At 39.1% G+C, this 12495-nt stretch carries 11 protein-coding genes; 3 read left to right on the top strand and 8 right to left on the bottom strand.

Annotation, left to right across the window (positions count from 1 at the left end):
* Positions 1–64: 64 nt before the first annotated feature.
* The 3 genes from ACLCDL_RS08975 to ACLCDL_RS08965 all read left to right on the top strand — a co-directional run bounded on the left by ACLCDL_RS08975 (position 65) and on the right by ACLCDL_RS08965 (position 2133).
* Positions 65–625, top strand: a complete 561-nt coding sequence (locus ACLCDL_RS08975) for a DinB family protein (protein WP_423147950.1) — start codon at positions 65–67, stop codon at positions 623–625.
* Positions 626–857: 232 nt separating this feature from the next.
* Complete coding sequence (locus ACLCDL_RS08970) at positions 858–1325, top strand: GNAT family N-acetyltransferase (RefSeq protein ID WP_423147949.1); 468 nt, start codon at positions 858–860, stop codon at positions 1323–1325.
* Between the two features lie 16 nt (positions 1326–1341).
* On the top strand, positions 1342–2133 hold the full coding sequence (locus ACLCDL_RS08965) for a polysaccharide deacetylase family protein (RefSeq protein ID WP_423147948.1): 792 nt from the start codon (positions 1342–1344) through the stop codon (positions 2131–2133).
* A 28-nt stretch (positions 2134–2161) separates the two neighbouring features.
* Here ACLCDL_RS08965 and ACLCDL_RS08960 read toward each other — a convergent pair whose 3' ends face one another.
* The 8 genes from ACLCDL_RS08960 to ACLCDL_RS08925 form a co-directional block, all read right to left on the bottom strand.
* Positions 2162–3304 carry a glycoside hydrolase family 172 protein gene (locus tag ACLCDL_RS08960; RefSeq protein ID WP_423147947.1) on the bottom strand — a complete coding sequence of 381 codons (1143 nt, stop codon included), beginning with the start codon at positions 3302–3304 and terminating at the stop codon, positions 2162–2164.
* A 71-nt stretch (positions 3305–3375) separates the two neighbouring features.
* Positions 3376–4302 carry a YihY/virulence factor BrkB family protein gene (locus tag ACLCDL_RS08955; protein WP_423147946.1) on the bottom strand — a complete coding sequence of 309 codons (927 nt, stop codon included), beginning with the start codon at positions 4300–4302 and terminating at the stop codon, positions 3376–3378.
* Between the two features lie 101 nt (positions 4303–4403).
* A complete protein-coding gene (locus tag ACLCDL_RS08950; RefSeq protein ID WP_423147945.1) occupies positions 4404–6791 on the bottom strand; it encodes a TonB-dependent receptor in 2388 nt (795 codons plus the stop codon).
* 154 nt (positions 6792–6945) lie between these two features.
* A complete protein-coding gene (locus ACLCDL_RS08945) occupies positions 6946–7686 on the bottom strand; it encodes a 3-keto-disaccharide hydrolase (RefSeq protein WP_423147944.1) in 741 nt (246 codons plus the stop codon).
* Between the two features lie 28 nt (positions 7687–7714).
* Positions 7715–9445: a GMC oxidoreductase gene (locus tag ACLCDL_RS08940; RefSeq protein ID WP_423147943.1), complete on the bottom strand. Its 1731-nt coding sequence runs from the start codon at positions 9443–9445 to the stop codon at positions 7715–7717.
* A gap of 22 nt (positions 9446–9467) precedes the next feature.
* On the bottom strand, positions 9468–10595 hold the full coding sequence (locus ACLCDL_RS08935) for a PfkB family carbohydrate kinase (protein ID WP_423147942.1): 1128 nt from the start codon (positions 10593–10595) through the stop codon (positions 9468–9470).
* Entirely contained in the window at positions 10585–11331 is a 747-nt protein-coding gene (locus ACLCDL_RS08930; protein WP_423147941.1) for a glucosamine-6-phosphate deaminase, read from the bottom strand. Before ACLCDL_RS08930 ends, ACLCDL_RS08935 begins: the two co-directional genes overlap by 11 nt.
* Positions 11332–11344: 13 nt before the next feature.
* On the bottom strand, positions 11345–12427 hold the full coding sequence (locus ACLCDL_RS08925) for a Gfo/Idh/MocA family protein (RefSeq protein WP_423147940.1): 1083 nt from the start codon (positions 12425–12427) through the stop codon (positions 11345–11347).
* Positions 12428–12495 lie beyond the last annotated feature (68 nt).

Genomic DNA, 12495 nt, shown 5'->3' with positions numbered 1-12495 from the left:
AAGAAGATTAGTTCTGTGCTCAAATACGTAAATTAGAATATAAATTATACCTAAATTTTAAGTCATGAAAATCTATTTAAACCCAACTGGGGTAAAATCCTTTATGATAGGATTACTTATCAGTTTTATGAGTATCGGTACGCTGCTGGCTGACGCTCTACCTATTGACCAGGCTCAAATGCTAGCCGACTGGAAACGTGCAAAAGAATACACCAAGGAGTACCTGGACGCCATGCCGGAAGATGGAATTAATTTCAAACCTACTCCTGAAATTCGTTCATTTGCCGAACAAATGCTGCATATAGCAAATGCAAATTATGCTTTTGGTGCAGGAGCTTCAGGAAAAGCAAATCCTAATGAAGGAAAAGACCTGGAAAAAATGAATGATTTTAAAACCAAAGCAAGTCTCACCAAAGTCGTTATGGACAGCTATGATTATGTAATTAACGCTTTGCAGGGAACCAATAATTCACAATTATCAGACAAGGTAAAAATATTTAATATGGATTTAGAAAGGGGCCTCGCATATGAAAAGGCTTTTGAGCATCAAACCCATCACCGCGGGCAATGCACGATCTATTTAAGGTTAAAAGGTGTAAAACCGCCTCAGGAAAAATTATTTTAACAAGTATAAACATTGATAAAAGTCCCAAATATGGGACTTTTGCTTTTTAACATAAATCCTTCACACAAAAAGACCTTTTTTTGACAAACTATTTTGCATTCATTGAAGAGAATTAAAATATCTTTAGAAAAAACAATAAGTTAAACTGGAATTAGTGAGTTTTTTGGCTCAAAAAACTAAAAAAGAAGAAAATTTTTCTCATTCATTAATTTCTTTTGACTTCTGATGTAATATGATGAAACTTAAAAGAACAACAAGCGATCATAAAGATTTCCAAGATTTAATTAAATTACTGGACAATGATTTAGCGGCACGATACAGTAATCATGAATATAAATACAATGTGAACATTAACATTGACCGCCTTGACACGGTTGTTCTTGCTTATATCAATAAAGTAACCATCGGTTGCGGATGCTTTAAAGAAATAAATGAAGATACAGTAGAAATTAAAAGAATGTATGTTCACCCCCAACTAAGAGGCTTTGGAGTTGCTTCTGCCATTTTAGAAGAATTAAGCAACTGGGCAAAGGAACGGTATTATATAAATTTGGTACTGGAAACAGGGAAACAACAACCTGAAGCCATTAAACTTTATAGTGAACACGGCTTCTCAATTATTGAAAACTTTGGCCCCTATATTAACTCTCCCGGTAGCCTTTGTATGGGAAAATCAATTAAAACCTCCTCCTGGCGATAGTTTTAACTATAAATTCATGAAGCAACTACTTTTCATCCTGCTACTTCTTTCACCTTTTTTCAGCAGTGCCCAGCAACATGTCCGCTGGCCGAAAGGTAAAAAGGCCGCTATTATTTTAACATATGATGATGCATTAAAATCACAGATTGATATTGCAATTCCTCAGCTTGATTCTGCAAATCTGAAAGGCACTTTCTTTTTAGACACTTATTTTAATGAACAGGATTTAAGCCGATGGCGGGCGGCAGCGAAAAAAGGGCACGAACTTGCAAATCATACACTTTATCATCCCTGCGCTGCCTCATCTGTAAAAACGAAGCCGGAGTACAGCTCTGAGAATTATACCCTTAATAGCATAATAAGAGAGATTGCAACCATGAATAAGCTACTATATACTATTGATAACAAAACATCACGTACCTACGCTTACCCTTGCACTGAAACAGTTGTGGGCGGAGGAAATTATCTGGATACTTTACGACGTTCATCTTTAGTAAAATATGCACGCTCCGGCGGAGATAAAAATTCGATAATTACTGATTTCAAAACCCTTGACAACTTCCAGGTGCCCAGCTGGGCTGCTGCAAATAATCCGACTGGTGATGAATTAACAGATTTTGTAAAAAGAACGCAGACTGCAGGCGGCCTTGGAATTTTTATGTTTCATGGTGTAGGCGGCGACTATCTGCAAATTTCAGCACAAGCCCACCGTCAGTTACTCAAGTATTTAAAGGATCATGAAAAAGAAATCTGGATTACTACTTTTCAGGAAGTAATGGATTACGTGAATAAAAATCTGAAACAGTAGCCCTCTAAACCTTTTTCATCCCACGATTCTAATTAACCTCCAGATCATTTTTTGAAGGCAACCTGGGGAAACGTGCATGAGGTTCGGTTTGATACCAGTAAGCTACCGAACTGATATCCGATTGCTGCGGTAAATACCTTCCGCCGCTTCTCCAGCCAAGGTCCTGAATGGTAACTTTTAATTCCTTGTTAAAACGGATAGGATCCATAATATGCCAGCGGTATAAACCAAAGCGTTCCTGCGATTTATACGCTCCGTCGGGACGAATTACCTGTGGCAAGCCCGTATATGCTGTACTAAACTCGGTATACTTACCCTGGCGATCGAAATTATACGAACCGCAAAAATAATCTTCTGTTCCTGTGCCGGCTATAGTTGGAAATTTGTTATCCCCATCCATATAAAATTTAATCTCTCCTTCTCCCCACCAGCCATTATTATTAACGCCCCAGGCAAGATACGTACCCACGTACTGACCCTTACCTTTTATACCATCAACCAGGGTATGCAGAGAGCCTTTGGTAGGATTGCTGCGATTAAATTGGGCATGAAAATAAGCAGCGTCAGCCGGAACGTCTGTTAATGTATAATCAATCTGATAATATAAAGTCATCCTTTCAGTATTGATATTTTCCATCGTAATCCTGCATTTTCTTCTGAAAGGCATTGCCCAATAGCAGTTAAAAGCACTTCCTGGATTTACCGTTACTGCAAGCGAATTTAAATGTGCATACTCTCCCCAACCCATTCCAAAAAAGTCACCAACAGGAACTTCTACCGATGGTTCTTTTTCATCATCCCAATAAAATCTAAGAATTGAATAGCGCCAGTTCCCCGTTGGTGTCATCCAGATATGCTGTATTGCTCCCGGGCCGGTTATTTCAGCAAGGGTGAACGTCTGCCCCGGTTCTATGTGGATATACGGATTGACTTTCCAGCCCTGGCCCAATTCACGGGCAGCGCCTTTTGCATTTCCTTCCTGAAGCGTTGCCATTCCGCCTTTTCCTGGTTCGCCGGTTAAATTTTCCGGACTTATAGACCGGGTTTTAGCATCCGAAGTACGGTATAGATTTCCCAATCCTAGATCCAGTCCGTTAAATTTTTCTTCCTTCTGGGCATAAGAACAAACGGATAGAAAAAGCAGGACAGTCAGTATGTGTAGAAATTTCATGGGTTTATGGGTTAGAAAAACAAGATAGCAAATTTTGAGAGTTGAGAACAAATGTTGTTTCTCAAAAAATGTTATACTTCGTGGATTTCGTATCTGTAAGCTTCTTTTAATGGCCTTATGGGTTGATTTAGCATTTCACTAAGTATCTTGATCACGCATCCCCCAAAATAAAATATGAAAGACGAGTAGAAAACGAAAAGCATAATCAGTACAATTGAGCCCGAGGTTCCATAAATAGTTCCGATGTTGCTTTTTGACAGGCAGAACCGCAGAACAATTTTCCCGATATCAAACAAGAGGGTTGTTAATAATCCTCCACTAAAAGCTATTTTCCACAGTGGTCGCCCTACTGTAAGGAATCGGAAAATGCAGCTGAACCAGGCTGTTGCTATGAGAATAAACACTACCTCATTTATCGTGGTATTTAGGTATTTACCAATTTCAGGCAACAAATAATCAATATAATTGCCTAACAAAGCCTGTACTCCTTCTATTAACAATCCTATAACAAACAATATTCCCGCTAATATTATAATAACCAGGGAGCGCAATCTTCTTTTGAGGCCAAACATAAAACCTGCATTGGGTTTTATACGGATCTTCCAGATTTGATTCAGGGAATTTTCGATTACAGAAAAGAGCGTTGTAGCAACAAAAATAAGGAATAAAAACCCGAAAACGGTAACGTACCAATTTTGGGCAAGTGCTGTAATATGTTCGGCAACTTCCTGTATTTGTCCCGCAGCACGACGCCCCAACATAATCTGCAGGCGCAAAATAAGTTGCGAACTGAGCCTGTCTTGCTTAAAAAATACCCCTAACAGCTGGATAATGATGATAAGGATAGGCGTAATAGCAAAAGTACTGAAAAAGGAAGTAGCTCCTGCCATTCGCAAAGGATCGTTCTTTTTTAATTCCTGAAAGGACTGTTTAATAAGCCGGCCAGTAAACATAATGCCTGGAATCGCTTTATTAATTATGGTAGCTGATCTGCTCAAAACTTTATAAATATATAAATTCTGATACAGCTTTCAGACAAAAAAAGCGCCTGCTAATTGAATAACAGGCACTTATGTTTGGTAAAAATACTGTGGCAAAATCAGTTATCTTTTACCCGGTTTGCTTCTGCTTCAGAAGCGGTATCACGTCTCCGGGCAGATTTCAGGCTTTGGTTTCCAAAATTATAAGTAAACGTTAAACGGATATTACGGCTTTCATATAACTGCCGGAAGTTGACATCTATTGCCTGGTACTTTATAGTTGCTTTTGTTTTATCGGTAAAAAGCAGATCGTTGCAATTCAGGCTTAGCTTTCCTTTTTTATTCATAATCGTTTTCTGAATGCCGAGGTCCAAACTGCCAAGGTTGTCTATCATGATAAACTCATTCAGAAACCGTGTCATGTAATATCCTGATACTTCAAAGTTCCATGATTCTGTCGGCTTGAATGCAACCTGCCAGTAGGCTAACCAATTCCATTTTCCTCTGTTAAAATTACTGCCCAGATATTCTGCTTTATAGTGGTTATAAATCAGTTGATTGCCACCATAGCCGCTTACCTTTTTTCCGAATTGAATAGGAAAATTAAGTTCGGCAGCGAAATTATCGTAAGAAGCGAGATTTTCGGAGGTGGTATAGGTGAGATTCCCTTCCTGTCGTGGCGCATTATCAAATATGACATCGTGCTTCTTATTGTAACTGAGGGCAAAGAACGGTTGCTTCTCGTATGTAAAAGAAAGTTTATACTGATCGGCTGTTTCAGGTCGCAGTAAAGGATTACCTTTTGTATATGTTAACGAATCTAAAAATTCAACAAAAGGATTTTGCTGCTGGTAACTGGGCCTGTTAACCCTTCTGCTGTATTGAACAACGGTGGCTATCTTGTTTGTTATATTTCTGGTAATGAAAACAGATGGGAAAAACTGCCAGTAATTGCGGTTCAACACCTCCTGTGACTGGCTTTTTCCACTTGCCATGGTTTGTTCTGCCCGCAAGCCGCCCTGTAACTCCCATTTATTAAATTTCTGATAATAAGAAGTATATGCCGCATTTATATTTTCTGTATATCTGAAATCTGTACTTCGTTTGTTATCAATAATACCGCTTTGCCTGTAAGTCAGGAAATTATCAATAGTAGCAAGGCTTACCTTTGCTCCCGCTTCAAAACGCGAGGTTTTACCTAAAGGATGTGTATAATCTGCTTTAAGAACTCCAAACCTTACAGGATTATCTACCAGCTGATTATTTATATATTGAGTTCCGTCGGTTAGCCTGTTAATAATCACGCCATCGTTATTAATACTGAATTTCGAGTAATCCAGGTCGATATTCAAATCTCTTCCCGCTGTATCAAAACTATGCTTCCAGTTCAGGTTACCTGAAAAATTACTTCTTGTGCTTTTGGTAGTGTTAATAGTTTGAAAGGCACTCAACAAAGCATCGTTTGCAACCTGTAATTGCTGGGTATTATTATTTGCTTCCCGTAATCCATCCCGGGTAAAACCTCGCACAATAACACCAAAAGTATTTTTCTTATCAGCGTATAAATCTGCTCCAGCCATAAAATTATGACTATCTCCTTTGCCAGGACTGTAATTTGTCTGAAAGAAGCGGTTGGTATTTATTATGCGGCTAAACTCGCTGTAGTCGTAATAATTGTGATGAAAAAAACTATAACTGCCAAAAAGATTCCATTTGCCATTACGGTGATTCAGATTCAAAGTTGGACTTAACCGGTAAAAATTACGATCTAAATAAGGAGTTGACTTATCATACAGCCCCACCCCGCTTGAAAGGCTGAAGCTGCCATTAGTGCCAAGATTTGCATTCTTTTTAAGGATAACATTAATAACGGATCCACCCGCCGCATCGTATTTCGCTCCGGGGTTCGAGATCACCTCCATCTTATCAATATTGGCAGAACTTATTTCTTTTAATACCTGAGATATATCGGTATATTGAGAAGGCCTTCCATCCACCAAAATAATGGGCGTTCCTTTTCCGATAATGGTTACCTTATCATTCGAAACCATCACTCCCGGAACTTTCTTCAACACCTCCAAGGCTGTTGATCCGGCAGCTGTTGCACTTGCCGCTACATTCACTACTAATTTATCCGCCCGTTGTTCAAGAAATGGCTTCCGTGCTGTTACGGTTACTTCATTTAAAATTTTTGCTTGAGGAATCAGAATTATTGGCGGTACTGCTGTTTCTGCCTGACTAACAGTTAAAGCCTGATAACTTTTCTGATAACCAACCATTGTTACAGAAATTATATAATTTCCCTGTTGAACCTGCGGAAATACATATGTCCCCATTTCATCTGTAAGCGCTGATTTTAATATGGAAGAATCAGATTTTAAAAGAAGAACGGTTGCAGCATAAGCAGCTTTTTTATTCTCGTCCTGAACAGTGCCTTTTATTGCAGATTGAGGAAAGGCATAATAAACGGAAGTGATACTAAACAGAAGGGTAAAAATAGTTTTCATTGAATTTGATAGTAAATCTCTTTTTATAATTTTGAATAAGACATTCAAAAAGAGTTTTACCCCTATCTGCAAAAGAAAAAATTTCCCTAGCATTCCCTAAGGAAGCGATATATAAAAAGGTTTTCAAACGGAACAAAAACGTTTAAAAAGAAAATTAAAGCCTTTTTATTTGAATATTTCTATACCAAACATCTGCCCCGTGATCTTGTAAACCGATTTTCCCTTTCTTGAAACTACCAAAGTCCGGCATATCTTTGAACTTACTGTTTTGTATCAGTTTTTTCCAGGAATCGTCCCACATTGTGGTAGATAAAACATGCTCATTGTTCATGTAAAAATCCAGCTTTCCTTTATTTGATACTACTTCAACCTGGTTCCATTCTCCTGCCGGCTTTACTGCATCTTTTGTTAAAGAAAGCAGATCATACAGCTCTCCGGCCCGGTGTTTTTTTAGTTTTCCATCTTCATTTTTCTGGTTATCTGCAACCTGCATTTCCGGACCAGTATACCAGGGATATTCATATCTGGAGTCTTCTTTAATATAAAACATGATGCCGCTGTTTCCTGCAGGGGATATTTTCCACTCAAGTTTCAGATCAAAATTTTCAAATTCCTCATCTGTGACAATATCTCCTCCACCTAATGTCTGCCAGTCGTTTTTCTTTGAGGCATCCAGATGCAGAACTCCATTCTCGGCTTTCCAGGCACTGCCCACAGTATCCTGGCCGTACGTATGCCAACCTTTAGTTGTTTTTCCATCAAATAAGGTTTTCCAATTGGTGGAAGTATCATTATTTGCAGAATGTACAGAATCAACGGTTGAATGTTTTATTCTACCTGAATTGCAGCTACTTAAGGCCACGGCAGCAAAAAGGATTGCAAAAGTTCTATTCATATTTTATTATTAAATTAAGGCGACAGACTTACAAATTACCTTTTTTCATTTCGCTTACTGCATAGTTAGCTGCACGGGCAGTTAAAGCCATATACAATATTGAGGGGCTTTGATTTCCGGTACTGGTCATACAGGCACCATCGGTAACAAAAACATTTTTACAATGGTGCATAGCATTCCATTTGTCAAGTAGAGAAGTTTTAGGATCGCTTCCCATACGGGCTCCTCCCATTTCGTGAATATCTAAACCCGGTGCCTGATGATTTTTGTATTGCTCGATATTCTTTGCACCTGCTTTATCCAGCATTTCAGCACTTTGCGTTAAAAAATCATCAATCAGTTTTTCATCATTATCATCGTAATCAACAGATGTAACAAGTAAAGGCATTCCCCACTGATCCTTTTTGTCTTTACTCAAACGCACATGGTTAGTTTCCTTAGGAATAGTTTCTCCCTGCATGTACATATATACCCGCCATCCTCCAGGTTCGCTGATGGCATCTTTATAAGCACCCCCAATTTCTGCAGGTAATGATTCGCCTCCTGCACGCGGGCGGTAAGCTCCCATAAAGGTAGTATAGCCTCCTACAAAATCGGTATCCTGTTTATGCAGGTTTCGAAAATTAGCGAGAATAGATTCGGCAGGATTTCTTCCGAAATAATATTTATCCTCGTACCCTTCTATTCCGGCATTTAAAGAAGCCCGATACAGATGGAAAGCCACGTACTTACCCAACAAGCCGTTATCATTCCCCAAACCATTGGGAAAACGGTTTGAAGTAGAATTTAATAATACCAGGTTACTGTTTAATGCAGAAGCGTTTACAAAAATAATCCGGGCAAAATAATCGGTAATTTCCTTTGTATTGGCATCAATTACCCGTACACCGGTAGCTTTGCCTTTCTGCTCGTCGTAAATAATGGAGTGAACAACCGAGAACGGCCTGATGGTAAGATTGCCTGTTTTATTTGCCCATGGAAGAGTTGAAGTTACTGAGCTGAAATAACCGCCATAGGGGCAGCCCCGCATACACATATTTCTTGCCTGGCACTTTCCACGGCCCTGATCTAAATGGATTTGATTTGGCTGCGATAGTTGCGCCCAGCGACCCTGAACCATAAAACGGTCTTTATAATGCTGATTTATTTTTTTTGACAGATCTGCTTCCACACAGTTAAAATCAAAAGGTGGAAGAAATTCTCCATCAGGCATTGCTTCCAGTCCGTCTTTATTTCCACAAACACCAATAAATCTTTCTACATGCGAATACCAGGGAGCCACATCCTCGTAACGGATCGGCCAGTCTAAACCGTAACCGTATCTTGCCGGAGCTGTAAATTCAAAAGGACTCCACCGTTGCGTTGCCCGTCCCCAGATCAGCGACTTGCCTCCTACCTGGTATCCTCTTATCCAGTCGAACGGTTTTTCCTGAACATAGGGATGATCTTTATCTTTTATAAAAAAATGAGCCGTATCTGCTCCGTAGCCCGCTGCTTTACTTATCAATGGATTTTCTTCGAGTTCCTCCCGTGTCATCCGGAAACGATGCTTAAACTCCCACGGTGCCATAGTTGCAGTAGGATAATCTTTAATATGTTCGATATTCCTTCCCCGCTCCAGAACAAGCGTTTTTAAACCGTTTTCACACAATTCTTTGGCTGCCCAGCCCCCGCTAATGCCGGAACCAATTACAATAGCGTCAAACGTATTTTTTTTTACACCCGAAGCATTGATGTTAACATTTTTATTATCAGGCATTTTGGTATAGTTTTAAGTAAATTTAAGTTTTTAAATCTTTTGAAGAATGCTTTTTAGAAATATAATCAAGCATTTCTGGGATACACGGACTTTTAGCATTTTGCATATAAAAGGAAGCAACTGTATTCGCTAATAATAAACTTAGATCGGGATCAAGATCCATCAGCATAGCAATACAATACCCGGCATTAAAATTATCACCTGCACCTGTAGAAATTTTAGGATTTGCAATAAAATCGGGAGTACTTTGATAAACTCCTTTCTTATTCCATGCTACAGATTTAGCTGAGTTATGAATAACCAGCGTATCAATATGAATAGCTTTGTAAAGCTCCCCGGCCACCTGCTCTAATTGCTGCACTTCTCCCGGCAAAGACAAAGCCTTATATACAAGTTGTGCTTCATTTTTATTCATGCTTAGTATAACATCGCAGTAAGCAGAAAAACGCCTTATCAGATTTAATGCATCCAGAATTTTCTCACTGCTTCGTTTCGAACAGTCGGACAGATCAAAAAATGCCTTTTTCTTGTTTGATGGTGAATTAAGAGATGGGAGCACTTCATCTAATAAGCCAAGCCAGATACTATTGGAATGATCTAGTTCGCTCCAGTTTACGAGGCAAAAAAGATCGCTGTTGTTATACGACTCTATTATTTTTTCAAGACCTATTGCTGTCCTTATTGTCTGCCAGTCTCCATTATTAAGGTCTTTCATCTGAGCCAGCATTATTTTTCCGTCATTAAATTCTAAGGCAGATGTAAAGCCCGGATTAGTAAAACTAAATAACCGGCAGCCGGGATGCATATTTGTAAAAACAGGGTGAAATGATGGAACACCAAATGCTCCTATACAATCTGTTTTAACGCCCATTTCGGCAAGAGCATTCGCCATTATTGGCATATTTCCACCTAATTTCTGAAATAACTCTTCCGTTTCAAGACTAAAACCTGACCCTTTCTTTGCAGAAATGTAGTTACCGAATTCTTCAATGTCTTCAAAAAAAACAGGCGCAGAATTTTCGGATTTGTCAGAGATCACTTTAACAATAGAATCTACAAAACCATCAAAGCCGGCTGTAACTTTTTTCTGTTGCAGCAACTGCCCGTTTTTAAATAAACACTCTTGCAAATACTGCAGGTTATCCTTCATTAAACTTATCCAGTTTTAACTGAGAAGCAGCGTCTTTATCCAGGTACACTACCGAGTTTTCTATTTTTTGAAAAATACTTGCGGGTACCTGGTTGGTAATTTCACCATCCAAAGCCTTAGAAATTATAGAGGCTTTTTTAGATCCGTGTGCAATCAGAACAGCATGTTTGGCTTCCAGCAAATGTTTAATACCAAGTGTAATTCCTTCTTTCAGTTCAGTTTCCTGTTTGAAATATTTTTGGCCGACTGTTTTTGTAGTCTGATCTAATTCAGAGTGATGCGAATAAGAATTAAAATCAGTTCCGGGTTCATTAAGCCCGATGTGCCCGTTCATTCCTACACCCACCATCATTATATCTATTCCACCTTTCAGACTTATCAGATCATCTATTCGTTTGCATTCTTTATCCAGATCCAACGCAAGTGCATTAAAAAAAATTATCTGGTCGGGCCGGATTTTTAATGGATTGAAGAATTTGGAATACATGTAATGCTTACAACTTCCCTCATTTGTTTCATCCATTCCAACCCACTCATCCAGGCCAACAAATGAGCACTTATCAAAATTCACTTTTCCTTCTTCGGCATACCTTATCAGTACACTTAAAATTCCTGTAGGGGAATCTCCGGAAGGGAAGCAAAGCAGGGCATCCGACTTTTGCTGAATATAACTAACTACAAAATCGGCAGCAGCTACCGACATTTTCTCGTAGTTTGCAAACGTTAAAATTTTCATTACTCTATAGTCTTTACCTGTTTAGCCAGAGATCAATTGGTTTAGCCACTTTCGGTGAAAAGGGAAGTTCAATTTTTCTACCTTCTCCTGCAGATGCATAAGCAGCATAAATAATTTCAAGAACTGCCCTTCCATCCTCACCTGTTACAAGAGGGGTTTTATCTTCCCTTACACATTCAATAAAATGCTTTAACTCGTGGGGGTATCCCTGGTTAAAAACCTCTTCAAAAACAGTAAAGCTCCAGCCCTGGGTTGTATCAGCTTTTTCCATTGCATAACCGTATCCTTCCCTGCTGTATGTTATAGCAGAATTTCCCATAAACAGATCGGCATAAATTACTCCTCCCGTTCCGTAAATTTCACACCGGTCGTCCATACCGCCGTGCTTTGCCCAACTGTTTTCAGCAATGCCTGTAACACCGTTTTCAAATTCAACAATCACTACAGAATTATCTTCCCCTTTTGTGCGGCCTTTATGAAAAACGGTATTCATAGTAGCATACACGCTTTTAACTTTTTCATTTTTTAACATCCACCTGAACCAGCCGAAAGCATGACACCCCATATCCATCAGCACTCCACCACCTGCAAGATTAATATCATAAAACCAATCTGTATGCGGACCGGAATGTTTTTCTGCCTGTTTCAGCATAAAGATCTCCCCAACAGCACCCTCTTTTACCAGGTGACGGGCACGTTCGTACTTAGGTGCAAAGCAAAGCTCTTCAGCATACATCAGCTTTACATTATTCTGCTTGCATGCATCGATCATTTCGTCGGCCTCTTCAAGAGTTACTGCCAGCGGTTTTTCAATTATGATGTGCTTCCCGGCCCGGGCTGCTTTTATTGTTGCATCGGCATGCAAATAGTTGGGCAAACAGATATCTACCACTTCACATCCCGACTCTGAAATTAATTTTTCAATACTGTCAAACCATTGAGGGATGTTGTATTTATCAGCAAAAGATTTTGCTTTTTCAGGATTACGTGCATAAACTGCTACAACTTCTGCTTCGGGGATAAAACGGTGATAACTTTCTAAATGGATGTCAGAAATAAAACCTGCTCCAAGAATTGCAACTTTTGTTCTGTTCATAAATGGGTTAGTAAATGGGTTTATAATACAAGAATAATCATATTTGCTTTAAGCAGAGAAAATCAGGA

The sequence above is a fragment of the Rubrilithobacter danxiaensis genome (assembly GCF_047272945.1).
In the GTDB taxonomy this organism is placed as follows: Bacteria; Bacteroidota; Bacteroidia; order Sphingobacteriales; family Sphingobacteriaceae; genus Rubrolithibacter; species Rubrolithibacter danxiaensis.
Note: the sequence above shows the minus strand (reverse complement) of the source record. Positions and strands in the feature narration are given on the sequence as shown.